Source organism: Aromatoleum sp., from assembly GCF_035254505.1.
In the GTDB taxonomy this organism is placed as follows: domain Bacteria; phylum Pseudomonadota; class Gammaproteobacteria; order Burkholderiales; family Rhodocyclaceae; genus Aromatoleum.
This window is the reverse complement of sequence record NZ_DATFAO010000007.1, coordinates 1-24146: the sequence shown is the minus strand read 5'-3', so window position 1 is coordinate 24146 and position 24146 is coordinate 1. Positions and strand designations below refer to the sequence as shown.

Sequence of the window (24146 nt, the reverse complement as noted above, 5' to 3'; positions counted from 1 at the left end):
TCGCCGGACGACCGTAGGCAGGGAAAATTGTTACTCCGGCGTGCGAATTTTCATGCTCGACTGTATCGCGATGGACTCGTGCAGATCAGGGCCGGCTGCGCATCGTCGAGCGCAGCTTGTAGCGGTCCCCGGGATGCGTCAGGCGTGCGTAGCTGACGAGATGTTCGTCCGACCAAGTGCGGCGGACCATCAGCAGGCAGGGCGTCGCCGTCGTGGTGTCGAGCCAGGCCGCGGTCTGCGCGTCGACGAGGACCGCTTCGACGACGTGCTCGACGTCCGAGATCGGGCTGGCGGCGACGAGGACTTCGTTCGGCGTGCGCTGCGAGAAATCGGTGTCGAGGTAGTGCGGCACCCACTTGGGATTGACGAAGCGCTCTTCGAGCTGGATCGGGCGGCCGTTCTCGCGATGCACGATCAGCGTGTGGAAGACGCGTGAACCCACCCGCACGCCCAGGTGCAGTGCGACCTCGTCGTCGGCGTCGACCGCTTCGCGGCGGAGCACATCATTGCCGTAGGTGTTGCCGCGGCCGCGTACTTCGGCGGCGATGTTGAGCACTTCGTGCAGCGGGGATTCGGCCTTGCGGTCGGTGACGAAGGTTCCGAGGCCAGGCTGGCGGACGAGGTAGCCGATATGGACGAGGTCGCGGATCGCCTTGTTGGCCGTCATGCGGCTCACGCCGAAGTCGCGCGCGAGCTGCTCCTCCGGGGGAATCTGGTGGTGGGCCGGCCAGGTACCGCCGCGTATCCGTTCGAGCAGGTAATCCTTGATCTGCTGATAGCGGGGGGCGGGGCTGTCCACGGAAGTCCTTCGTCGGGCTGCGATGGCTCCATGATACAGACCGGCGCTCGCCGCCGGTCGGGCGAATCAGACAGGCGCCTCCGCCTTCGCGGGCTGGCGGATCGGCAGGCGGATGCGGAAGAGCGCCCCTTGTCCCGGCACGCTTTCGACTTCGATGATGCCGCGGTGCTTACGGACGATGCCGTAGCTAAGCGACAGGCCAAGGCCGGTGCCCTGGCCCACGGGCTTCGTCGTGAAGAAGGGTTCGAAGAGCCGCGGCAGATGTTCGGGCGTGATGCCCTTTCCGGTATCGGCGAATTCGATCATGACAGTCCCGTCCATCGCCTCGGTCCGGATCGTGATCGTGCCTTTTTCAGGGATGGCCTGCGCGGCGTTGACGAGCATGTTCATGAAGACCTGATTCATTTCGGAGGGCAGGCACTGCACTTCCGGCAGATCCCCGAATTCCTTGATGACCGTGGCCTTGTACTTGATTTCGTTCCAGACGATGTTCAGCGTGGTCTCGATGCCCTTGTGCAGGTCGGCGAGTTGCCAGTTGCCGCTGCCGACATGGGAGAACTCCTTCAGGTCCTGGACGATCTTGCGCACGCGCGCGAGCCCTTCCTTGGATTCATCCAATAGCGGCACCACGTCCTGCCGCACGTAGTCGATGTCGATCTCGCGGCGGACCTTGTCGATCTCCTGCGCCGCGCGGTGATCGCCCCGCACAAGGGGTTCATGACGCTCGTAGGTGTCGAGCACGCGCAACAGATCACGCAGGTATTCGTCGAGCGTGCCGAGATTGGATGTCACAAAGCCGATCGGATTGTTGATCTCGTGCGCGACACCTGCCGCCAACTGGCCGATCGAAGCCATCTTCTCCGACTGCAGCAGCTGTTGGTGCGTCCGGACGAGTTCCTCGTTGCTCTGCTGCAAGCGAGCGTTGGCTTCGGTCAGTTCGCGCGTGCGCTCCTCCACGCGTTCCTCGAGTTCGTCGCGATAGCGTTCGAGCGCCGCGGACTTCTCCCCGAGGTCCGCCATCATCTTGCTGATCGACGTGCTCAGATACTCCAGTTCGGCGACGCCGGTATAGCGGGGCGGTCGGCCGGCCTTGAGATCACCGATCATCGACTGGATCGGGTGCCGCATCAGCGCAGCGAGGTAGATCATGAAGACAAAGGCCATACCGCCGAGGAAAGTCCCGGCCACCCAGGCGCCCTGCGTCAGTTCGCTGCGCAAGTGTTCGTAGGCGCTGTTGTCCTGCATCACGGTGAGGCGCCACCGCCATGGCGAGAACTCGACCGTATAGGTGTGAAAGCGCGTGCCGCCCATCTCCAGATGCTGTACTTCATCGATGGCCGGCGTGTTTGGCGGGGCAATGTTCAGGTCGCCGAGATTGATCTGAACTTCGCGTGCCTCGTCGTAGATCGCCACCTGCATGCCCTGGCTGCGGGCGAAGTCCTCGATGCTGAGCATCGTGTTGACGCGGCTTTCCCGGATTTCCTTGTCGCCGCCGTCCGGTCCTGGCGGCAGCATGTTCCGCAGGTTGTCTTCTGCGATCTGACGCACCATGAAGGCCCGCCAGCGCAGGTTGGTGTCGGCCTCCTTGTCGGCGAAGCGCTGGGTCACGTAGAGGGCGAACCCGATGGTCGCCGCGCCGACCAGGAGCGTGATGCCGATGATCGGTGCGAGGATGCGGAAGGTCAGGTAGCGGTGGAAGAACAAACGATGTCCCCTAGCGACCGAGCCGGGCGACGGACGTCCGGACTTCGGGCGGCCAGACGATCTCACGGCGGCCGCCTTGCCACTGGATGATCAGCGGCGGGCGCCGCGTCAGCATGCCCGCCTGATCGACCGTATAACGGCCAATGATGACATTGCAATCAAGGCCTGCCAAGGTGTCGCGCAGCAGGTGGCGGTCGAGGCGGCCGACGCGTTTCAAGGCCTCCTCCAGGAGCTGGCCCGCGGCATAGGCCTGGGCCGCGAGGAAGGAGGGCTGCTGCTTGAAGCGAGCGGTGAACTGGCGGATGAAGTCGGCCGAGCCGGCGAAGGGCAGTTCGCTGCGAGGTTCCCAGGTTGACGTCGCCAGTACCCGGTCTGCGTCCCCGGCCAGTTCGTCGCCAAACTTGTCGAGCGTCGGTCCGACTGAAGCGTAGAACGCGGACGGGCGCCAGCCGATGCGCTTCAACGCCCGGGTCATCCGGATGGATTCTTCGAACTGCCCGGCCATCAGCAGGGCCGATGCGCCCGATTCGCGCGCGATGCGGGCTGCGGGCTCCAGGTCGGTCGTTCCCGGGGCGAGTTGCTGGGTCGAGACAATACGGATGCCGTATTCGGTGGCCCATTTACGGGTGCCTTCGACGAGGGCCGTCGCGTACACGTCGGGCGTATTGACGACGGCCAAGGTGCGGATCGCGCTGTCGGCCAGCAGCGCCAGGAAACCCACCGTTTGTCGGCTGGCGGGGGGGATCGTCGCGAAGACGTAGCGGTAACCCTGTTTCCATATCTCGTCGGAGGCGGCGCCGGCCGCAAGCAGCGGATAGCCGTAGCGGTCGGCGACCGAGGCGACTGCGTACGTGATGCCGCTGGAGAAGGGCGAGAATACAAGGTCGACCCGGTCGCGTTCGATCAGCCCCTCGTAGATCGCGCGGGCGAAGTCCGGAGTGCTGCGGTCGTCCCGGACAAGCAGTTCGACGGGGCGGCCGAGCAGACCACCGCGCTGGTTGACTTGGGCCGCCCATAGCTGATACGCCTTCTGCTGCATGTCGCCGTTGTTGGCGTAGGCGCCACTGAGACTCAGCGAGAGGCCGATCCGCAACGGTGGATGGGCGGAGTCCGTCCCCCGAACGACGGCGGTCGGGGCGAGCAGCGCGCCGGCCAGGAGGTGCAAGGCCCGTCTCCTGCCGTTCGCATCGCATGACATCTTCCCTGCTCCCTATGCGGCTGTGCACCACAATATGACATTGTGGGCCGATTTGCCGCAAGGGGTATGCGACGTGGTTGAGGATGCCGCCTCAGGCGCTCTCTTTCAAGGCGGCCTCGCACGCCTGGCGGATCGGCAGGCAGATGCGAAAGCGCGTGCCTTTGCCCGGCGTGCTGTCGACCTCGATCGTGCCGTGATGCTTGCGGACGATGCCGTAGCTGAGCGAAAGCCCGAGCCCCGCGCCCTGGCCGGTCGGCTTGGTCGTAAAGAAGGGCTCGAAAATCCGCGAGAGATGTCCGGGTGCGATCCCCTTGCCGTCGTCGGCGATCTCGATCTCCACCTGCTCGGGGCCCGCCGCGGCGGTACGGATGGTGATCGTGCCCTTGTCGCAGATGGCGTGGGCCGCATTGACCAGCAGGTGCATGAACACCTGCTTGAGTTCGGACGGCAGGCACTCGATCTTGGGCAGCAGGCCGAAGTTCTTGACTACGTTGGCCTTGTACTTGATCTCGTTCCACACGACGTTGAGCGTGGAGTCGATGGTCTTGTGCAGATCCACCATTTGCCAGTCGCCGTTGCCGGCGTGGGAGAATTCCTCGATGTCCTGCACGATCCGGCGCACATGCGTGAGCCCATCGCGGGATTCGCGGAGCAGGGCCACCGAGTTCTCCTTCAGTTGGTCGAGATCGAGCTGCTGCCGCACATCGTCGATTTCCCGCGCCGCGCTCGCGTCGGTCCGCATCACGGCTTCATGCCGCTCGTACACCGCCAATACTTGCAGCAGCTTGCGCAGCTGATTGTGCAGTACGCCGAGATTCCCGGTGACGAAACCGATGGGGCTATCGATTTCTTCGGCGATGCCCGCTGCAAGCTGGCCGACGGCCGCAAGCTTCTCCGACTGCAGCAATTGGGCGGTGGTCTGTTCGAGGCGTCGGTTCAGCCGATGCAGTTCTTCAGCGCGATTACGGATCTCGGCTTCGGCGCGCTTGCGCTCGCTGATGTCGACCAGGGTTACGACCTTGCCGCCCGTCGTATTGCCATCGAGAATCGGCGACACCGCGAGCAGAAGCGACAGCGGCACACCGCTGGGCCGCGGAAGCTCGATTTCGCGCGCGGCGAGTTCCGACGGTTCGTCCGCACATGCCAACCAGTCTCCGGCGGTCGACAGCAGGTCGGTGGCGGGCGAATCGCCAACGGAGCTCGGGGGAACGGAGAGCAGTTCACGGGCCGTGCGGTTCATGCGCTGTACCCGGCCACTCTGGTCAACCACGAGTACGCCTTCGCTCATCGAGTTGATGATCGCTTCGAGGTGCTGGCGGGACACCATGGTGTTGTCCAGCGCTTGCGCCATGTCGTTGAAGGCGCCCGCGAGGTCGCCGATTTCGTCCTTGGCCGTGATCTGTGCGCGCAGTTGGAGGTTGCCGCCTCCCAGCCCGGTTGCGACGTCGCGCAGCGCCACGATCGGGCGGGTCAGGCGCCGGCTGAAGTAGATCCCGCCGAGCAAGGTGGCGAGCAGTGCGAGAACGGTGCCGATGACGACGGTCCGCGCGTGTTCGGCGACCGTCGTTGTGACGGTCTCCTGATACTCCTGGAATTCAGCGGACTCGCACTGCAGGGCGGCGTCAACGGCAGCGAGGAGGGCGTTCAGCGCCTTATCCCGTTCCATGTCCGCCTGCCGCGTGCTCGTTGCAGCGGCTCGCTCATGCTTGCGCGCGAGCGCGTGCAGATTCGCGACGCCGGCATGGACCGGCGCGGCCATATCCAGCTCGTTCGCGAAATAACGATCCATCAGTTCGCGGTAGCCTTCATCGGCCTTGATCAAGGCGTCGAGCGGAGAGAGCGCCACCTTTGTGGGCGGCCCGTCATCGCTGGTCACGGCGTCCCAATGATGGCCATGCGCTACCGCTTCGACGCGCATGGCCTGGTATCGAATTTCCTGAAGCGCCGACACGATAGGTTGGGTGCGATTGACCGCGTAGTCGAACTCTTCCCCGACGCGCGTGATTTCGCGGTGGCCCAGTACCCCGATGATGAGCGCGAGCATACCTAGAAGAAGGTAGCTGAACCGGATTTTTGCGGCGATCGTCATCGAGGTGTCAGGCAGCGAGGTCACATAAGCTTGAATTATAAGCGTAAACCATGTTACCAGCGAGGTCTTTCGGGCAATGCATTTGTCCTTAATCTAGCGATGGCAGTAATCCCTTTGGCATGAGCGCGGACAGGGTGCGCTCGGCCAGTAGTGAAGTGGCCGCGGCGATGTCCGGCGCGAAGTAGCGATCGACGTCGTAGAAGGGCACTTTCGCCCGCAGTGCGGCGCGGGCTTCCTCGAGCTTGGGCGAGCTTTTGCGGCCATTGCGGAAGTCGAGGCCCTGGCAGGCGGCAAGCCATTCGACCGCGAGGATGCCGCGCACGTTGTCGGCCATCGCCCACAGACGGCGGCCGGCGTTGGGAGCCATCGAGACGTGGTCTTCCTGGTTCGCGGAGGTCGGCAGGCTGTCGACGCTCGCGGGGTGGGCCAGCGCCTTGTTGTCGCTCGCGAGCGCGGCGGCCGTCACCTGCGCGATCATGAAGCCGGAATTGACGCCGCCATTGGCGACGAGGAAGGCGGGCAGCTGGGACATGTTCTTGTCCATCAGCAGCGAGATGCGCCGCTCGGCGAGCGCGCCGATCTCGGCGATTGCCAACGCGAGGTTGTCCGCGGCCATCGCGACCGGTTCGGCATGGAAGTTGCCGCCGGAGAGGATGTCGTCCTCGTCGGCAAACACCAGCGGATTGTCCGAGACGGCGTTGGCCTCGACCTCGAGCACTTCGGCGGCCTGGCGGATCTGCGTCAGGCAGGCGCCCATCACTTGCGGCTGGCAGCGCAGCGAGTAGGGGTCCTGCACCTTGCCGCAGGCAACGTGGGACTGCGCGATCTCGCTGCTGTCTTCGAGGAGGAATCGGTAGGCCGCGGCCGCGTCGATCTGGCCGCGCTGGCCGCGCGCGGCGTGAATACGGGCGTCGAACGGTACGCGCGAGCCCAGGGCCGCTTCGATCGTGAGGCTGCCGCAGACGGTCGCGGCGGCATAGAGGTCTTCGGCGTCGAAGAGACCGCGCAGCGCGTAGGCGGTCGAGACCTGCGTGCCGTTGAGCAGCGCGAGGCCTTCCTTGGCGGCGAGCGTCAGCGGCTGGAGGCCGGCCACCGCAAGCGCTTCGCGCGCGGACAGCCACTTGCCGCGATGGCGCGCGCGGCCTTCACCGAGCAGCGTCAGCGACATGTGGGCGAGCGGCGCCAGGTCGCCCGACGCGCCGACCGAGCCCTTCGCGGGGATCTCGGGATAGACGTCGGCATTGATCAGCGCGATCAGCGCGTCGATGACTTCACGGCGGATGCCGGAGAAGCCGCGCGCGAGGCTGTTCACCTTCATCAGCAGGATTAGGCGCACGGTCGCGTCGTCGAGCGCTTCGCCGACCCCGCAGGCGTGCGACAGCACGAGCGAGCGCTGCAGGGTTTCGAGGTCTTTGTGCGCGATATGCGTCTGCGCGAGGAGGCCGAAGCCGGTGTTGATGCCGTAAGCGACCCGATCCTCGTCGATGACGCGGCGTACGCAGGCGACGCTGCGCTCGATCGCGGGGGATGCGGTTTCCGGCAGTGTCACGCGCAGGGGATGCAGGTAGGCGAAGCGCAGTTGCGCGAGCGTGAGCTCGCCCGGGACGAGTGTGAGGTCAATGCGGGCGTTGAGGTTCGATTCGGCCACGTCAGGCTCCTTTCGCCGCATCGAGCATCGGCAGGTCGAGGCCGTTGTCGCGCGCGCAGTCGCGGGCGGATTCGTAACCAGCATCCGCGTGGCGCATGACCCCGGTGCCCGGGTCGTTGCGCAGCACGCGGCCGAGGCGAACGTGCGCTTCGGGTGTGCCGTCTGCGACGATGACGACGCCTGCGTGCTGGGAGTAACCCATGCCGACGCCGCCGCCGTGGTGCAACGACACCCAGGTCGCTCCGCCCGCGGTGTTGAGGAGCGCGTTGAGCAGCGGCCAGTCGGAGACCGCGTCCGAGCCGTCGAGCATACTTTCGGTCTCGCGGTTGGGGCTCGCGACCGAGCCGGAGTCGAGGTGGTCGCGGCCGATGACGATCGGGGCTTTCAACTCGCCCGTTGCGACCATCTCGTTGAAAGCCTGGCCGAGGCGCGCGCGGTCCTTCAGGCCGACCCAGCAGATGCGTGCCGGCAGGCCCTGGAAGGCGATGCGCTCGCGCGCCATGTCGAGCCAGCGGTGCAGGTGCGGGTTGTCGGGGATCAGCTCCTTCACCTTCGCGTCGGTCTTGTAGATGTCCTCGGGGTCGCCGGACAGGGCCACCCAGCGGAAGGGGCCGATGCCCTGGCAGAAGAGCGGCCGGATGTAGGCGGGGACGAAGCCGGGGAAGTCGAAGGCATTGGCGACGCCTTCCTCGAGTGCCATCTGGCGGATGTTGTTGCCGTAGTCGAAGGTCGGCACGCCCATCGCGTGGTACTGAAGCATTGCGCGCACGTGCTGCGCCATCGAGCGCTTCGCGGCGGTGACGACGGCTTCGGGCTCGCTCTTGCCGCGTGCGACATACTCGTCCCAGGTCCAGCCGAGAGGCAGGTAGCCATGCAGCGGGTCGTGGGCGCTCGTCTGGTCGGTGACCATGTCCGGGCGCACGCCGCGGCGCACGAGTTCGGGCAGGACGTCGGCGGCGTTCGCGCACAGGCCGATCGACTTGGCCGCGCCTTGCCGGGTGTAGCGTTCGATGCGGACCAGCGCGTCGTCGAGGTCGGTCGCCTGTTCGTCGAGGTAGCGGGTGCGGAGCCGGAAGTCGATGCGCGACTGTTGACATTCGACGACCAGCGCGCAGGCGCCTGCGAGCGTCGCGGCGAGCGGCTGCGCGCCGCCCATGCCGCCGAGGCCCGCGGTCAGCACCCAGCGTCCCTTCAGGTCGCCGCCGTAGTGCTGGCGGCCGGCTTCGACGAAGGTCTCGTAGGTGCCCTGCACGATGCCCTGGGAGCCGATGTAGATCCACGAGCCCGCGGTCATCTGGCCGTACATCATCAGGCCCTTGCGATCGAGCTCGTTGAAGTGCTCCCAGTTCGCCCACGCGGGGACGAGGTTCGAGTTCGCGAGCAGCACGCGCGGGGCATCACGGTGGGTTTCGAACACACCGACCGGCTTGCCGGACTGGATCAGCAGCGTCTGGTTGTCCTCCAAGCGGCGCAGCACTTCGACAATCTTGTCGAAGCATTGCCAGTCGCGTGCCGCACGCCCGATGCCGCCATAGACGACGAGGTCCGCGGGATTCTCGGCGACCGCCGGGTCGAGGTTGTTCATCAGCATGCGCAGCGGCGCTTCGGTGAGCCAGCTCTTCGCGCTGCGCTCGGTGCCGGTCGGCGCAGCGATCCTGCGACTCGGGTCGTGGCGGGGATCGGGATGGCTCATCGTGTTCTCCTCTGGTGTATTCGTCGTTGGGTGACGGCCTTGGCTTCAGCCGTTCAGCGTCAGGGTGTGGATCAGCCGCGCGGCGACGCGGGCCGTGCGGTGGTCGAGATCGAATTCGGGGTTGAGCTCGGCGAGCTCGGCGAGACGGACTTTGCCGCTGTCGCGCACGCGCTCGACGAGCGGTTCGAGCAGCGCGATCGGTACGCCGTGCGCGGCCGGTGCGCTGACGCCGGGCGCTTCCCACGCGGGCAGTACGTCGAGGTCTATCGTCAGGTGGACGTGGTCGCAGTCGGTGACGAAGGCATCCAGTGCCTTGGCGATGTCCGGGAGACCTGTGGGCGTGATCTCGCGATCTTCGCGGACCAGCACGTCGAGGTCGGCGGCGCGTCGGAAGAGCGCTGGCGTGTTCGAGGCGCGACTCACGCCGATGCAGGCGTAACGGAAGGGCCAGCCGCGAATTGCGCAGGCTTCGGCGATCTGTGTGAAAGGTGTGCCGGACGAATGCACCGGCGCCGGGTCGCGCAGGTCGAAGTGCGCGTCGAAATTGACGATGCCGATGCGCGGGGCGTGGCTTGTCGTTCGTGCGAGGTGGGCGGCGAGTCCTTCCCAGCTGCCGTAGGCGACTTCGTGGCCGCCGCCCATCACGATCGGGAAATGTCCGGCGGCGAGCAGCGCGGTGACGTTCTCGGCGAGACGCGACTGGGCGGCTTCGAGGCCGCCGTCGTCGCAGACGACGTCTCCTGCGTCGAAGGCCGGGCCTTCGCGATGCCACGCGACGTTGGCGAGCGCCTTGCGGATCGCATCGGGTGCGTGAGCGGCGCCCGGACGTCCCTGGTTGCGCCGCACGCCTTCGTCGCAGGCGAAGCCGACCAACGCGATGCCGGGGCGGTCCGCGTCCTCGATCGAGCGGATGACCTGATGCCAGCGCAGGGTGTCGGGTTCCGGGTCGACGCGGCCGGTCCAGGAGGTGAGGGTGGGACGGTCAGCGTTCATGGCTGCGGTCCTGTGTGAGCTTTCCGTCGAAAATCCGCTGCCGCAGCCGGCCCGCCTGTACCGCGTACGCGAGTTCGTTCGAGCGCTCGACGTCCCACACGCACAGGTCGGCGCGCAGGCCTTCCGCGATGCGACCGGCGTCCGCGAGGTTCAGCGCCCGTGCGCCGTTCGCCGTCATGCCCGCGAGCGCTTCGCGCGGCGTCAGGCGGAACAGCGTGCACGCGAGGTTCAGCATCAGCGTCGGCATGAACATCGGCGAACTGCCGGGATTCGCGTCGGTCGCCACCGCGATCGGCACGCCGTAACGGCGCAGTGCATCGACCGGCGGCTGCTGCGACTCGCGTAGCGTGAGGAAAGCGCCGGGCAGCAAGGTCGCGACGGTGCCGGCCTCCGCCATCGATTCGACCCCGGCGTCGTCGAGATATTCGATGTGGTCGGCCGACAGCGCGCCGTGACGAGCCGCGAGCGCCGCTCCGCCGAGGTTGGAAAGCTGCTCAGCGTGGGCCTTGACGCGTAGCCCGTGGCGCGCCGCCGCGGCGAAGACGCGCTCACACTGGGTCGGGCTGAATGCGATGCCCTCGCAGAAGACGTCGACTGCATCGGCGAGACCTTCCGCCGCGGCCGACGGGATCATCTCGTTGCAGACGAGGCGGATGTAGCCGTCGCTGTCGTCCTGGAATTCGGGCGGCAGGGCGTGGGCGCCGAGGAGCGTCGTCACGACGCGGACCGGCTGGATCTCGGCGAGCCGGCGTGCGGCGCGCAGCATCTTCAGCTCGTCCGCGACCGTCAGCCCGTAGCCGGACTTGATCTCGACCGTCGTCACACCCTCGGCGACGAGCGCTTCGAGGCGGGGCAGCGTGGCCGCCACGAGCTCGTCCTCGCTGGCCTCACGTGTCGCGCGAACGGTGGAAAGAATGCCGCCGCCCGCCTGCGCGACTTCCGCGTAGCTCGCCCCTTCTAGACGCAGCGCGAATTCGCCGGCGCGCGAACCCGCAAAGACGAGATGCGTGTGGCAATCGACCAAGCCGGGCGTCATCACGCCGCCACGCCCCATGTCGGTGACGTCGGAAAGGTCCGTGAGATCGAGTTCGGCATCGCGGCAAAGCTTCGCGATACGGCCGTCGGCGACGAGCACCGCCATCGGGTCGGACAGCTCCTGCTGCCCGTCGAAGACAGTGATGTCGCGCCACAGGAGGCGAGATCGGTGGGGGTCGGCCATGGAGGGCTCCTGATCAAGTTGTATATACAATAAAGCGCGCGCCCAAGAGGCGTCAACGAGGCGCGACTTCTTTCGGTCGTGACGTGGAAGGGTCGGCGAAGGACATTCTGACCTGCCGAGGCGAGTGGAATATGGAGAAAGTGTAGGTCTGCCCGACAGGATCTGCACAGCCACGCGGAGACTACGCCTGAGTTCGACCGGTCCTCCGCGCGTGCGATCCCCGATGGTTGCCGCGCGCGCTTAAATGTATATACAATAACCCTCGTTCGGCCGGCCGCCGTCAGTGGGTATCGACGCGGTAGCTCGCCAGATGGATGCTCGTCTCGGTCTGCTGGATGCTGCGGATCAGGCGGATGCGTTCGAGCACGTTCGACAGCTCGGTGAGGTTCTCCGCGCGCAGTTCCGCAAGCAGGTCCCAACGCCCGTTCGTGTCATGCAGGGACGCAACGCCCGGCTCTCCGAGCAGGCTCGCGATCACCGAGCGTGTCTCGTTGCCGGCGACGACAATGCTCATCCACGCCCGGATTTCGTTCGGCTGCGAGTCCGGGCGCAACTGCACCGTGTAGCCGACGACGACCCCGTCGTCTTCGAGCTTCTTCATCCGGTTCGTCACCGTGCCGCGCGACACCTTCAATTTGTGCGCGAGATCCGCGACGCTCATCCGTGCGTCGCTGCGCAGCAGGCCGATCAGTTGCTGGTCCAGGGAGTCCATTTTTACAAATCGCTAATTTATGCTGTCAATGTGTTCAGATTTCTATCAAATTAGCACACAACTTGGTATTTTGCCTGCCACGCAATTCGTCGATCATGTCCTCACAGATTTGCATAACAAATGAGAGGAGCCAGATCATGAATGCCACGAACCGCGTTGCGACCCGATTCCTGAGCGCCGAACGTGCCGCCGCCATCGTCGCCGAAAAGGGCCTCGCCGGCTGCCTGAAAGGCATGGCGGAGTACATCACGCAGGACTTCCTGCGCTGGAACGAATTCGAGAAGACGGCGCGTGTCGCCAACCATTCCCACGACGGCGTCATCGAACTGATGCCGATCTCGGATCATTCGCTGTATTCCTTCAAGTACGTCAACGGGCACCCCAAGAACCATCGCTTCGGCCTGAGCACGGTGATGGCTTTCGGAGTGCTCGCCGACGTCGATACCGGCGTGCCGACCCTTGTGAGCGAGCTGACCCTGACCACCGCGCTGCGCACGGCCGCGATGTCCGCCGTCGCCGCTCGCGCGCTCGCCCGTCCGGACAGCAAGCGCATGGCGCTGATCGGCAACGGCGCGCAAAGCGAATTCCAGGCGCTTGCCTTCCATCACCTGTTGGGCATCACCGAATTCCACCTCTTCGACGTCGATCCGGCCGCGACCGACAAGCTGATCGCCAACCTCGAGCGTATGGGACTCAGTGCCAATCGTTTCGCGAGCACCCGTGAAGCGGTGAAAGGCTGCGACATCGTCACGACCGTGACCGCCGACAAGACCAACGCGACGATCCTCACACCCGACATGATCGAGCCCGGCATGCATATCAACGGTGTCGGGGGCGACTGCCCGGGCAAGACCGAGCTGCATCCCGAAGTGCTGACCAAGGGCCGCGTGTTCTGCGAATTCGAGCCGCAGTCGCGCATCGAGGGCGACATGCAGCAGATGCCTGCGGACTTCCCGGTCGTCGAGCTGTGGAATGTGCTCGCGGGCGAGGTTGGCGGGCGGGAGTCGGCGAGCGAAGTGACGATCTTCGATTCCGTCGGCTTCGCGCTGGAGGATTTCTCTGCGCTGCGCTACATGCGTGATCTCGCGATCGAAGAGGGCGTCGAGGACGAGATCTCGCTGATCCCGGAGCTCGCGAACCCGAAGAACCTCTTCGGCTGCCTTCCGCTGAGCGCGCCTGTGCAGTGTGCCGCGCCGGTTCTGCAGGCCGCGTAATCAGTCGCTGATCGAGCGGTCCCGCCTCAGGCCGCCCGCGCGGCGTCGGCGGGATTCATGGTTTCGCGATACGCCGCCGCCTCGGCGAGCAGCCAGGCCGTGAAGTGCGCCAGCGCCGGGTTCGTGCTCGGCGAATCGGGATAGACGAGGTGATAGCCCATCTCCGAACGCAACGATCGGTCGAAGGGAATGATCAGCTGGCCCGATTCGAGCTCGCTCAGCGCCAGGAAGCGCGGTACCAGCGCTACGCCGAGCCCCGCGGAGGCCGCTTCGACGAGCATCGAGAACAGGTCGAAGCGCGGCCCCCCCATCACGTCCACGTCTTTCACGCCGACCGCCTCGAACCAGCGCTGCCATGCGGCATGCCGGTTCGATTGATGTAGCAGCGGGAGCCCGATCAGGTCGCGCGGTTCCTTGCATGGATGCGTCGCGAGCAGTTCCGGGCTGCCCACCGGCACAAGTTCCTCGCCGAACAGCGGATGCGAAATCGCACCGGGCCATACCGACGACCCGAAGTGAATTGCCGCGTCGAAAGACGTTTCGGTAAACACAAATGGATCCGAGCGGGTCGTCAGGTTGACGGTAATTCCCGGATTGGCGGCATGGAAATGCGCAAGGCGCGGAATCAACCAACGCGAGCCGAAAGTCGGAATCACCGCGAGTTCCAGTACGTTCCGTTCCCCACGATGAGACATCAACGAAATCGTGCTGCGTTCGAGGCGGTCCAAATCTTCGGAGACGCGCTTTGCGTAGACCGCTCCGGCTTCGGTCAGCGAGATGCGTTTCTTGACCCGATTGAAGAGGGGGACGCCCAGGTAGTCCTCGAGCGCCGCGATCTGCTTGCATACGGCGCTTTGCGTGAGCGACAAGGCATCGGCGGCGCGCGTGAAGTTCAGGTGGCGGGCCGCAGCCTCGAAGGCAACGAGGGCTTCGATGCTCGGGATGCGCCTGCGCATGGATACTTCCTCCGACTCATGATCTTCGTAGTTTATTTCGTTTGAGCATGATTGGCATCCTGCGGAAAATCCGTCCTATCAAATCGGCATCAAAAAACAATAAAGGACGCGAATTGGCGCGCAGGGAGACGAAATCTCTTAGCCGAAACGGCCGATTTTGTTTCTCTTCTTTTCAGTTCATCCATTCGGAGACAGCAAATGATTAACCAGCAGCAGACGAGCAAGCAATTCATCGGTGGCCAATTCGCAAGCGCGCAGAACGAGCGTGCCGCATCGGGTGAGGTGCTGAGCATCCTCAAGCGCCGTGTCGATTTCCGAAACGAGGACCTCGCCTCGGAACTCGAAGTCGAACGCCGCGACGTCACGACCGTCGTCGTCCTCGGATACAACTGAGAAAAAGCAGCACGTCGGCCCGTCGCGCCGAGCGTTGCAAGGCACGACGCCCTGCCATGCTCCCGCGACGATGAACCTCCCCAGCAGCTTGAACCATCCGCTGCGGCTTACGCTCGCAGCCGAAATCCATTCGCGCCCCTTCATGGCGATCGGGGCGCCCGCTCGCATCTCTCACCTCGCGGTCCATGACGACGAGGGCTGCGAGCGCCACGAGCATCTTCTCGGGTCGCTGTGCGCGCGCTTCGGCGTCGCCGGCCCCAAGGCAGGCGCGCAGCATTTCGTCCACGACTTCGGGCACTTCCGCATCAAATGGGAGCGCCACAGCGAGTTCTCGACCTTCACCTTCGTCGAACCGGGCCGCGCCGAAAGCTTCACCGAGCCGGCAATCCGCCACGTTCCGGTGGACTGGCTCGAATCGCTCGGTTCCTCCGTGATCGTCGCCTCGCACATCCACGCCGAGCACGGTGAGCCCCTCGACATCGCCGACGCGCGACTGCAGGCGCTATTCCCCAAGCCGCCGCTGGTCGGTAGCCGCGTTCTTTCCGGCGGCGAAATCTGGACCGATTTCCAGGTCGGCCCGGACGGCTTTTCGCGCTTCCTGGTCCGCGACACGGGCTTGCGCGAAGCTCAGATGGGCCGTCTCGTGCAGCGGATCAGCGAGATCGAGACCTACCTGATGATGGCGCTCCTCGCGCTGCCGCTCGCCCGCCAGAGCACGGCACGCCTCGATCGCATCGAAGAGGACTTGAGCGGCCTCGGTGCGCAGATGAGCGCGCTCGAAATCGACGGCGACGCGGAACAGCTCCTGCGCGAAATCTCCCGCCTCGACGGGCAGATGCGCGCGATGTCGCTCAACACCGGCTACCGCTTCAGCGCGGCGCAGGCCTATTACCACATCGTGCGGGCCCGGATCGGCGAACTGCGCGAGCAACGCATCGAAGGTGTACCGACGATCGGCGAGTTCATGGAACGCCGGCTCGCCCCGGCGATGGATACTTGCGTCTCCGTCGCGGCCCGCCAGGAAGCGCTCGCGAACAAGGTCAGCCGCTCGAACGACATGCTGCGCACGCGCGTCAATCTCGCCCAGGAGCGGCAGAACCAGAGCGTTCTCGAAAGCCTGAGTCGCAGCGCGAAGCTGCAGCTCAAGTTGCAGCAGGCGGTCGAGGGCTTGTCAGTGGTGGCGATCTCTTACTACGGGATCGGACTTGCCGCGTATGGGCTGAAGGCGCTGAAGGGGTGGGGCGTCGATGTGCCGGTCGACCAGGTCATCGGGGTCGCGCTGCCCTTGGTCTGCGCAGCAACTTGGTACGGCACGCGGCGTCTGCACGGGAAGCTGCACAGGTTCAGCGAGCAGCGCAGCTAAATCGATAAGAGTCTGTTTCGTGTGAAATGCCGCGGGTGGATCGTCCCGCCCGCGGTGATCGATCACGTGGCGTCGCAAAAAACCTCGATCTCCTTCCGCATCCGGGCTATCTCGCCGGCGCGTGCATCATCCGGCAAGAATACGCGTTCGCCCTTTTCGTTTATCGAGAAGACCTTCCTCTCGTTTTCCAGTATGTAGATATTCTGTCTCGCGGCAATGCATCGCTGCTTCCGTGCCAACGCGTCGCGCTTGGCGGCTGCTTCGGTCTCTTCGGCTTTCCGCGCTGCTTCCTGGCGTTCCAGATGGCGCTTTCGAAAATCGAGTTCCTGTTCCTGCCAGCTCTTTGCTGTCGGCGTGTTGCGGTCGGCATCCTGGCTGGGAGTGGCCGGAGTTTGGATTTCCTGTGACTTGCCTTGCGGGTGTGGGGTTTCCGAGTAATGGGTAATGCCGCGCTCGTCCACCCACTTGTAAACGGTGGCTCCCATTGTCGCTGCGATCACCAGCGGTGCTGCGACGATAAGCTTCCGTATTGTCATCCGATCGTTCCCTCACACAGGGCGCAAGGATTCGACGAAAAACCGCGTGCTCCTGTGTCTGCCAGTGTGCTAGGCGGTAACCATTCGGAAGCCTATCATTATATATTTTGAATAGCTTAGATGAATATGTAAAAGGGGTTTGCGGGTATCTGGTATCGATTGGAGCAGACTCACATCGTTCGAACACGATTACGCGAGTCCGCCGTTGTCGGCAGTGACGTTAGCGGGTCGAAGCGAACGACATCGTCGCGCCGCCCCAGCTTCAATTTTCGGTCGATGGGGCGCCGACCGAAGCCAGCTTGTCGCGGAATGCGCTCGGCGACTCCCCCGTCCATTGCCGGAACGCCCGCGAAAAACTCTTCTCGTTGGTGAATCCCACCGCGTGCGCGATCTGCTTGATCGGCCGGTTCGTGCGGTTGAGCAACTCGATCGCCCGTTCGCGCCGTGCTTCGTCCTTCAACTCCTGCAAGGACGCCCCTTCCTCATCGAGCTGACGGTGCAGCGTGCGCGGCGACAGGTGCAGGCGCTCGGCCAGCGTTTCTGCCGTCGTCGCTTCGTCGAGCCGTTCGCGCAAGAGGTGACGCACACGCTGTACGAGCAGGCGGTCGCGGCGGTATTGCAGCACGGTCAGCGGCAGCGCGCGGCGCAGCATCTGCTGAAGCGCGGCCTCGTCGCGCCGCAGCGGCAGGCGGAGATATTGCGCGTCGAAGCTGATTTCCGCCTGCCGCGCATCGAAGGCGATTGGCCCCTGAAAGAGCAGGGGATAGACGCTGCGATGCGGTGGCGGGGGAAACGGGAAGCGCGCCGACAGTAGCGAGATCCGGGAATCGATCGCCCAGCACGCGTAGCCGAGCAGGTAGCGCAATAGCGTCACCAAGCAGAACTCGTGCATCTCCCCGAGGTAGCGACGCACTTCGATGCGGACTTTCGCGAGCTTCGCATCGACGTCGAGGTGCAGCACGATGTCGTCGGTCAGTAATCGATGGTGGCGGCACCAGCGCTTCAGCGCAACGCCCAGATCGGGCGCAGTGATCGATGCCCGGCACAGCATGCCGTAGCTGCCCCAGGGCAGTCGCCGCGAAAACCACCCGAGCGCTTCGTCGTCGAGTTCCTGCATCGCGACGCCCGACATGATCTCCATCTGCGTTGCCGTCACGCGTGCGTCGGGCGTCTGCAGGGCCTCGGCCGAAATCTGCGCCTCGCGCAACGCGTTGGCAGGATTGATCCCGTAATGACGGTAGGCCACGACGATCGCGCGGATGAAGGCCATCGGCGTTGCCGCCGGGCCGCGCATGGGATCGAGGGGAGGCGTGAGGAAGGCGGGCATGGTCTATAAAGCATAAATTGCTTGGCAGGATTTGCAACCACCTTGGCGCCCGCTGCACCGATCCCGCGCCTAATCTTCGGGGGTCACGAAAACATTCAATCAGACTTCCAGGGACGAGGAGACCGACCATGAATATTCCCAGCCTGAACTTCAATCACGGCGAAACCATTGACGCGCTGCGCGACGCGGTGCGCCAGTTCGCCGAGGCAGAGATCGCACCCCGCGCCGCGGCGGTCGACCGCGACAACGAATTCCCTGCCGACCTGTGGAAGAAGTTCGGCGACATGGGCCTACTGGGGATGACCGTCGAGGAGGAATACGGCGGCACCGGCATGGGCTACCTCGCGCACATCATCGCGATGGAAGAGATCTCGCGTGCGTCGGCGTCGGTGGGCCTCTCCTACGGCGCGCACTCGAACCTGTGCGTGAACCAAATCCGTCGCAACGGCAACGCCGCGCAGAAGGACAAGTACCTGCCGAAGCTGATCTCGGGCGACCACGTCGGCGCGCTGGCGATGAGCGAGCCGAACGCCGGTTCGGACGTCGTCTCGATGAAGCTGCGCGCCGACAAGAAGGGCGACCGCTACGTGCTCAACGGCTCGAAAATGTGGATCACCAACGGCGGCGACGCCGACACGCTGGTTGTCTACGCCAAGACCGACATCAACGCCGGTCCGAAGGGCATCACCGCCTTCATCGTCGAGAAGGGCATGAAGGGCTTCAGCCACGGCACCCATCTCGACAAGCTCGGCATGCGCGGCTCGAACACCTTCCCGCTGTTCTTTGACGACGTCGAAGTGCCGGAAGAGAACGTGCTGGGCGGCGTCGGCAACGGTGTCAAGGTGCTGATGAGCGGTCTCGACTACGAGCGCACCGTGCTGTGCGGCGGCCCGCTCGGCATCATGGCGGCGTGCATGGACGTCGTCGTGCCCTATATGCACGAGCGCAAGCAGTTCGGCCAGTCCATCGGCGAATTTCAGCTGATGCAGGGCAAGGTCGCCGACATGTACTCGGTGTGGAGCGCGACCCGCGCCTATGTTTATGCCGTCGGCCAGGCCTGCGACCGTGCCGATCACGCGCGCACGCTGCGCAAGGACGCGGCCGGCGCGATCCTGTACTCGGCAGAGAAGGCGACCTGGATGGCGGGCGAGTCGATCCAGACCCTCGGCGGCGTCGGTTACACCAACGAATACGCGACCGGCCGCCTGTGGCGCGACGCGAAGCTCTATGAGATCGGCGCCGGCACGAGCGAGATCCGTCGCATGCTGATCGGCCGTGAGCTGTTTGCGGAGACGATGTGATGAGTGTCATCAAGTCTTCCATCAACACGCGCAGCCCGGATTTCGCGGGCAACGCCGAGGCGATGCGCAAGCTCGTCGGCGACCTGCGCGACAAGGCCGCGGAGGTCTCGCTCGGGGGCGGCGAGTCGGCGCGCCAGAAGCACACGGCACGTGGAAAACTCCTGCCGCGTGACCGCGTCAACCACCTGCTCGATCCCGGCACGCCCTTCCTCGAAGTGGGCCAGATGGCCGCTTACGGCATGTACGACGGCGATGCGCCCTCCGCGGGCGTGATCACCGGCATCGGCCGCGTGAAGGGCATCGAATGCATGATCGTCGCCAACGACGCGACGGTGAAGGGCGGCAGCTACTTCCCGATGACGGTGAAGAAGCACCTGCGCGCGCAGGAAATCGCGCAGATGAACAATCTGCCCTGCGTCTATCTCGTCGACTCGGGCGGCGCCAACCTGCCGACGCAGGACGAAGTCTTCCCCGACCGCGAGCACTTCGGCCGCATCTTCTTCAACCAGGCCAACATGAGCGCGGCGGGCATCCCGCAGATCGCGGTGGTGATGGGCTCCTGCACCGCAGGCGGCGCCTACGTGCCGGCGATGAGTGACGAGGCGGTAATCGTCAAGAACCAGGGCACGATCTTCCTCGGCGGGCCCCCGCTGGTGAAGGCCGCGACCGGTGAAGTCGTCAGCGCCGAAGACCTCGGCGGCGGCGACGTGCATACCCGCATCTCGGGTGTGGCCGACCATCTCGCCGAGAACGACGCCCACGCGCTCTACATCGCGCGTCGCATCATGTCGAACCTGAACCGCCAGAAACCCGTCTCGCTCAAGGTCGGCGCCGGCGATGAGCCGCTGTACGACCCCGAAGAGCTCTACGGCATCATCCCCGCCGATCCGAGGAAACCCTACGACGTGCGCGAAGTCATCGCCCGCGTCGTCGACGGCTCGCGCTTCGACGAATTCAAGTCGCGCTACGGCACGACGCTGGTCACCGGCTTCGCGCAGCTCTATGGCTACCCGGTCGGCATCGTCGCGAACAACGGCATCCTGTTCGGCGAATCCGCCCAGAAGGGCGCGCACTTCGTTGAACTGTGCGCGCAGCGCGGCATTCCGCTCGTCTTCCTGCAGAACATCACCGGCTTCATGGTGGGCCGCAAGTACGAGAACGGCGGCATCGCCAAGGACGGCGCGAAGATGGTCACCGCGGTCGCGACCGCCCAGGTGCCCAAGCTCACGATGATCATCGGCGGCAGCTTCGGCGCCGGCAACTACGGCATGTGCGGCCGCGCCTACTCGCCCCGCTTCCTCTGGATGTGGCCCAACTCGCGCATCTCCGTGATGGGCGGCGAGCAGGCTGCGAGCGTGCTCTCGACCGTGCGCCGCGACGGCATTGAAGCCAAGGGCGGCAGCTGGAGCAAGGAAGACGAGGAAGTCTTCAAGGCGCCGATCCGCGAACAATACGAAGTGCAGGGCCACCCCTACTACGCGACCGCGCGCTTGTGGGACGACGGCGTGATTGACCCGGCGCAGAGCCGCCGCGTGCTGGGTCTGTCGCTGTCCGCGACGCTCAACGCACCGATCCCGCAGACGAAGTTCGGCGTGTTCCGGATGTAAGGGGAGGAGACAACAATGTTCGAAAAGATCCTGATCGCCAACAGAGGCGAGATTGCCTGCCGCGTCATCAAGACCGCGCGCCGCATGGGCATCAAGACCGTCGCTGTCTACTCCGAAGCCGACGCCAACGCCCGCCACGTGCGCCTCGCCGACGAAGCCGTGCTGATCGGCCCGGCGGCCGTCAAGGAAAGCTACCTCGTCATCGAGCGCATCATCGCCGCCGCGAAGCAGACCGGCGCGCAGGCGATCCATCCCGGCTACGGCTTCCTGTCCGAGAACGAGGACTTCTGCGACGCCTGCGAGCGCGAAGGCATCGTCTTCATCGGACCGCCGGTGTCGGCGATCCGCGCGATGGGCTCGAAGTCCGAAGCGAAGAAGCTGATGGAAGCGGCCCGCGTGCCACTCACGCCCGGCTACCACGGTGACAACCAGGAGCCGAATTATCTGCACGAGCAGGCCGACAAGATCGGCTACCCGGTGCTGATCAAGGCCGCGGCCGGTGGTGGCGGCAAGGGCATGCGTCTGGTCGAGAAGTCCGAGGACTTCATCGCCTCGCTCGCCTCGTGCAAGCGCGAAGCCGCATCCTCCTTCGGCGACGAGCATGTGCTGGTCGAGAAGTACATCATCCGTCCGCGCCACATCGAGATCCAGGTCTTCGGCGACACGCACGGCAACTGCGTGTACCTCTTCGAGCGCGACTGCTCGGTGCAGCGCCGCCACCAGAAGGTGCTGGAAGAGGCGCCCGCGCCCGGCATGACGCTCGAGCGCCGCGCGGCGATGGGCAAGGCCGCGGTCGAAGCCGCGAAGGCCGTCGGCTACGTCGGCGCCGGCACCGTCGAGTTCATCGCGAACCAGGACGGCTCCTTCTATTTCATGGAGATGAACACTCGGCTGCAGGTCGAGCACCCGGTCACCGAGATGATCACCGGGCTGGACCTCGTCGAATGGCAGCTCCGCGTCGCCTCGGGCGAACCGCTGCCGCTCGCGCAGGAACAACTCCAGATCCGCGGCCACGCGCTCGAGGCGCGCATCTACGCCGAGGACCCCGCGAAGGGCTTCTTGCCGTCGACCGGCAAGCTCCTGCACCTGGCGCCTCCGGCCGAGAACATGCACGTGCGCGTGGACACCGGCGTGGAGGAGGGCGACGAGATCAGCCCCTTCTACGATCCGATGATCGCGAAGCTGATCGTGTGGGACGAGAACCGCGACCAGGCGCTTGCGCGCATGCTGCAGGCGCTGGCCGACTACCGCGTCGTCGGCGTCGCGAACAACATCGAGTTCCTGTCCCGCCTGACGAACTGCCCGGCCTTCGCGAATGCGGATCTGGATACCGGCCTCATCGAGCGCGAGAAGGCCTATCTCTTCCCGGAAGGCGAGCAGCCGCCCGCAGACGTGTATTTCGTCGCAGCGCTCGGCGAACTGCGGCGCGAAACGGCCTGGGCCGAGGAGGAAGCCGAACGTGGGAACGATCCCGGATCGCCCTGGCATGCTCGCGACGGTTGGCGGCTTAACGCCACCGCAAGCCGCGAGCTGCTCTTCCGCTTCGGCGAGACGCAGAAGGCGGTTACGGTCGCCTACCGCGGACGTAACCGTTACACGCTTTCTGTGGATGGCCGGAGTGCCGAAGCGCGCGGCCGCCTGGACGAGCGTGGTCACATGCGCGTCGAGTTCGACGGCATGCGCATGGACGCCACCGTGATCGTCGCCGGCGAGAAGCGTCACATCTTCCTGCATGGCCGCACTTGGCAGCTTTCCAACGTCGATCCGCTGCACCACGCGGGCGAGGGCGGCGGCGCCGAAGGCGGCCTGCTCGCGCCGATGCCGGGCAAGGTCATCGCACTGCTCGTCGAAGCCGGCACGAAGGTCGAAAAGGGCGCGCCGCTCTTGATCCTCGAAGCGATGAAGATGGAGCACACCATCACCGCGCCGGCGTCCGGCACATTGAAGGCCTTCCGCTTCGTGGTCGGCGATCAGGTCGGCGACGGCGCGGAACTCGTCGAGTTCGAGCCAGAGAAAGGCTGACGTACAGCGAGCCGAAATCGCGGTGGCGAGAATTCATTCCGCCACCGCGAGGGCTAGCGAGGTTAGGTGGGATGAAGTCCCGCTGCAAGGACTGTTGTACGAGATCGGTGTGGTGGCCGTCGGGCGGAAAACTGAAGCGTATCCGCCACGTAGCGGTCGAGTAATGCACCGCATCGATCGACTGGCAGAGCCCTCGGCCTTCCGCCCAACCCTTGTGCCATCCGCAGAGAAACGTAAAAGAACACACCGAATCGAACAAAGTGGAGAGAGACACCATGACCCAGTTGAGCTACGTCCACGGCGCTTCCGAAAAGCGCCTGATCGGCCAGACGATTGGCCGCTTTTTTGACGAGGCTTGCACCCGTCACGCCGCCCGCGAGGCGCTGGTCGTGCGCCACCAAGACGTCCGGCTGACCTATGCCGCGCTGAAACAGCGCGTGGACGCGCTCGCATGCAGCCTCATGCGCCTCGGCCTCAAGCGCGGAGAGCGCATCGGCATCTGGTCGCAGAACAACAGCGAATGGACGCTGACCCAGTTCGCGACCGCGAAGGCCGGCCTCGTGCTCGTCAACATCAACCCCGCCTATCGCCGCGCCGAGCTCGAATACGCGCTGAACAAGGTCGGCTGCCGCGCGCTGGTCCTGTCGCCCGCCTTCAAGTCCAGCGACTACCTCGAAATGATCGGCGACCTCGCGCCGGAGCTCGCGCAGGCCGAAGCCGGCAAGCTGAAGGCCGCGAAGCTGCCGACGCTCGAAATCGTCGTCCGCATGGGCGCGGACAAGACCCACGGGATGCTGAACTTCGACGATCTGCTGACCCCACCGTCGCGCGACGAACTCGACGCCCTCGAAGCCCTCGGCGACGAGCTGCAATTCGACGACCCGATCAACATCCAGTTCACCTCGGGCACGACCGGCCAGCCGAAAGGCGCGACCCTGTCGCACCACAACATCCTCAACAACGGCTTCTTCGTCGGCGAAGCGATCCGTCTCGTCGAAGGCGACCGGCTGTGCATCCCCGTGCCGCTCTACCACTGCTTCGGCATGGTGATGGGCAACCTCGGCTGCCTGACGCACGGCGCGACGATGATCTACCCGGCCGAATCCTTCGAGCCGCTCGCGACGCTCGAAACCCTCGCCGAGGAACGTTGCACGGCAAGCTACGGCGTGCCGACGATGTTCATCGCGATGCTCGACCACCCGAAGTTCAATGAATTCGACCTGTCGGCACTGCGCACCGGCATCATGGCCGGCAGCCCGTGCCCGATCGAAGTCATGAAGCGCGTCATCGACAAGATGCACATGCGCGAAGTCACCATCGCCTACGGCATGACCGAGACCTCGCCGGTGAGCTTCCAGAGCGGCACCGACGA

General features: G+C 65.1%; 19 protein-coding genes. 7 read left to right on the top strand and 12 right to left on the bottom strand.

The genetic code is table 11. The features are described 5' to 3' along the window. Nucleotides 1–85: 85 nt before the first annotated feature. The 9 genes from hutC to VJ673_RS00675 all read right to left on the bottom strand — a co-directional run bounded on the left by hutC (nucleotide 86) and on the right by VJ673_RS00675 (nucleotide 12055). On the bottom strand, nucleotides 86–799 hold the full coding sequence (hutC, locus tag VJ673_RS00715; protein WP_324124085.1) for a histidine utilization transcriptional repressor HutC: 714 nt from the start codon (nucleotides 797–799) through the stop codon (nucleotides 86–88). Nucleotides 800–865: 66 nt separating this feature from the next. Continuing rightward, complete coding sequence (locus VJ673_RS00710; RefSeq protein WP_324124084.1) at nucleotides 866–2503, bottom strand: ATP-binding protein; 1638 nt, start codon at nucleotides 2501–2503, stop codon at nucleotides 866–868. A 10-nt stretch (nucleotides 2504–2513) separates the two neighbouring features. Beyond that, the gene (locus VJ673_RS00705; protein WP_324124083.1) at nucleotides 2514–3668 is read right to left on the bottom strand and encodes an amino acid ABC transporter substrate-binding protein; all 1155 of its coding nucleotides are present in this window, start codon (nucleotides 3666–3668) and stop codon (nucleotides 2514–2516) included. A gap of 124 nt (nucleotides 3669–3792) precedes the next feature. Continuing rightward, a complete protein-coding gene (locus VJ673_RS00700; RefSeq protein WP_324124082.1) occupies nucleotides 3793–5790 on the bottom strand; it encodes an ATP-binding protein in 1998 nt (665 codons plus the stop codon). An 88-nt stretch (nucleotides 5791–5878) separates the two neighbouring features. Beyond that, on the bottom strand, nucleotides 5879–7438 hold the full coding sequence (gene hutH, locus VJ673_RS00695; RefSeq protein ID WP_324124081.1) for a histidine ammonia-lyase: 1560 nt from the start codon (nucleotides 7436–7438) through the stop codon (nucleotides 5879–5881). Nucleotide 7439: 1 nt separating this feature from the next. Then, entirely contained in the window at nucleotides 7440–9131 is a 1692-nt protein-coding gene (gene hutU / locus VJ673_RS00690) for a urocanate hydratase (RefSeq protein WP_324124080.1), read from the bottom strand. Between the two features lie 45 nt (nucleotides 9132–9176). Beyond that, nucleotides 9177–10124: a formimidoylglutamase gene (gene hutG / locus VJ673_RS00685; RefSeq protein ID WP_324124079.1), complete on the bottom strand. Its 948-nt coding sequence runs from the start codon at nucleotides 10122–10124 to the stop codon at nucleotides 9177–9179. Further along, nucleotides 10114–11343 carry an imidazolonepropionase gene (hutI, locus tag VJ673_RS00680; protein ID WP_324124078.1) on the bottom strand — a complete coding sequence of 410 codons (1230 nt, stop codon included), beginning with the start codon at nucleotides 11341–11343 and terminating at the stop codon, nucleotides 10114–10116. The genes hutG and hutI overlap by 11 nt, the downstream gene beginning before the upstream one ends. 280 nt (nucleotides 11344–11623) lie before the next feature. Then, a complete protein-coding gene (locus VJ673_RS00675) occupies nucleotides 11624–12055 on the bottom strand; it encodes an Lrp/AsnC family transcriptional regulator (RefSeq protein ID WP_324124077.1) in 432 nt (143 codons plus the stop codon). Between the two features lie 137 nt (nucleotides 12056–12192). Between VJ673_RS00675 and ocd the strand changes: the two genes are divergently transcribed. Beyond that, nucleotides 12193–13269: an ornithine cyclodeaminase gene (ocd, locus tag VJ673_RS00670; protein WP_324124076.1), complete on the top strand. Its 1077-nt coding sequence runs from the start codon at nucleotides 12193–12195 to the stop codon at nucleotides 13267–13269. A gap of 26 nt (nucleotides 13270–13295) precedes the next feature. Here the strand turns inward: ocd and gcvA are convergent, their stop codons facing one another. After that, the gene (gene gcvA, locus VJ673_RS00665; protein WP_324124075.1) at nucleotides 13296–14225 is read right to left on the bottom strand and encodes a transcriptional regulator GcvA; all 930 of its coding nucleotides are present in this window, start codon (nucleotides 14223–14225) and stop codon (nucleotides 13296–13298) included. Nucleotides 14226–14423: 198 nt separating this feature from the next. Here gcvA and VJ673_RS00660 point away from each other — a divergent pair, with 198 nt between their 5' ends. Together VJ673_RS00660 and VJ673_RS00655 are read left to right on the top strand one after the other, a co-directional pair. Further along, nucleotides 14424–14618 carry a hypothetical protein gene (locus tag VJ673_RS00660; protein ID WP_324124074.1) on the top strand — a complete coding sequence of 65 codons (195 nt, stop codon included), beginning with the start codon at nucleotides 14424–14426 and terminating at the stop codon, nucleotides 14616–14618. Between the two features lie 70 nt (nucleotides 14619–14688). Then, nucleotides 14689–15981, top strand: a complete 1293-nt coding sequence (locus VJ673_RS00655) for a DUF3422 family protein (RefSeq protein ID WP_324124073.1) — start codon at nucleotides 14689–14691, stop codon at nucleotides 15979–15981. 62 nt (nucleotides 15982–16043) lie between these two features. On the opposite strand, the gene VJ673_RS00650 is transcribed toward VJ673_RS00655, so the two are convergent. Further along, nucleotides 16044–16517 (bottom strand): DUF4124 domain-containing protein, encoded by a 474-nt coding sequence (locus tag VJ673_RS00650; RefSeq protein WP_324124072.1) that lies wholly within the window; start codon nucleotides 16515–16517, stop codon nucleotides 16044–16046. Between the two features lie 262 nt (nucleotides 16518–16779). Next, complete coding sequence (locus VJ673_RS00645; RefSeq protein WP_324124071.1) at nucleotides 16780–17844, bottom strand: AraC family transcriptional regulator; 1065 nt, start codon at nucleotides 17842–17844, stop codon at nucleotides 16780–16782. 128 nt (nucleotides 17845–17972) lie between these two features. On the opposite strand from VJ673_RS00645, the gene VJ673_RS00640 reads away from it, so the two are divergent. The 4 genes from VJ673_RS00640 to VJ673_RS00625 form a co-directional block, all read left to right on the top strand. Continuing rightward, nucleotides 17973–19145 (top strand): isovaleryl-CoA dehydrogenase, encoded by a 1173-nt coding sequence (locus VJ673_RS00640; RefSeq protein ID WP_324124069.1) that lies wholly within the window; start codon nucleotides 17973–17975, stop codon nucleotides 19143–19145. Further along, nucleotides 19145–20752 (top strand): carboxyl transferase domain-containing protein, encoded by a 1608-nt coding sequence (locus VJ673_RS00635; protein ID WP_324124068.1) that lies wholly within the window; start codon nucleotides 19145–19147, stop codon nucleotides 20750–20752. The genes VJ673_RS00640 and VJ673_RS00635 overlap by 1 nt, the downstream gene beginning before the upstream one ends. 15 nt (nucleotides 20753–20767) lie before the next feature. Beyond that, nucleotides 20768–22774 (top strand): acetyl/propionyl/methylcrotonyl-CoA carboxylase subunit alpha, encoded by a 2007-nt coding sequence (locus VJ673_RS00630; RefSeq protein ID WP_324124067.1) that lies wholly within the window; start codon nucleotides 20768–20770, stop codon nucleotides 22772–22774. Nucleotides 22775–23049: 275 nt separating this feature from the next. Next, the coding region (locus tag VJ673_RS00625) for an AMP-binding protein (RefSeq protein WP_324124066.1) at nucleotides 23050–24146 on the top strand (1097 nt) is incomplete at its 3' end.

Bases quoted from the DNA above. Each gene is read 5' to 3' on its own strand.
- VJ673_RS00700 (WP_324124082.1), bottom strand. From the start codon at position 5,790: ATGACGATCGCCGCAAAAATCCGGTTCAGCTACCTTCTTCTAGGTATG.
- hutU (WP_324124080.1), bottom strand. From the start codon at position 9,131: ATGAGCCATCCCGATCCCCGCCACGACCCGAGTCGCAGGATCGCTGCG.
- hutG (WP_324124079.1), bottom strand. From the start codon at position 10,124: ATGAACGCTGACCGTCCCACCCTCACCTCCTGGACCGGCCGCGTCGAC.
- hutI (WP_324124078.1), bottom strand. From the start codon at position 11,343: ATGGCCGACCCCCACCGATCTCGCCTCCTGTGGCGCGACATCACTGTC.
- VJ673_RS00675 (WP_324124077.1), bottom strand. From the start codon at position 12,055: ATGGACTCCCTGGACCAGCAACTGATCGGCCTGCTGCGCAGCGACGCA.
- ocd (WP_324124076.1), top strand. From the start codon at position 12,193: ATGAATGCCACGAACCGCGTTGCGACCCGATTCCTGAGCGCCGAACGT.
- gcvA (WP_324124075.1), bottom strand. From the start codon at position 14,225: ATGCGCAGGCGCATCCCGAGCATCGAAGCCCTCGTTGCCTTCGAGGCT.
- VJ673_RS00660 (WP_324124074.1), top strand. From the start codon at position 14,424: ATGATTAACCAGCAGCAGACGAGCAAGCAATTCATCGGTGGCCAATTC.
- VJ673_RS00655 (WP_324124073.1), top strand. From the start codon at position 14,689: ATGAACCTCCCCAGCAGCTTGAACCATCCGCTGCGGCTTACGCTCGCA.
- VJ673_RS00650 (WP_324124072.1), bottom strand. From the start codon at position 16,517: ATGACAATACGGAAGCTTATCGTCGCAGCACCGCTGGTGATCGCAGCG.
- VJ673_RS00645 (WP_324124071.1), bottom strand. From the start codon at position 17,844: ATGCCCGCCTTCCTCACGCCTCCCCTCGATCCCATGCGCGGCCCGGCG.
- VJ673_RS00640 (WP_324124069.1), top strand. From the start codon at position 17,973: ATGAATATTCCCAGCCTGAACTTCAATCACGGCGAAACCATTGACGCG.
- VJ673_RS00635 (WP_324124068.1), top strand. From the start codon at position 19,145: ATGAGTGTCATCAAGTCTTCCATCAACACGCGCAGCCCGGATTTCGCG.
- VJ673_RS00630 (WP_324124067.1), top strand. From the start codon at position 20,768: ATGTTCGAAAAGATCCTGATCGCCAACAGAGGCGAGATTGCCTGCCGC.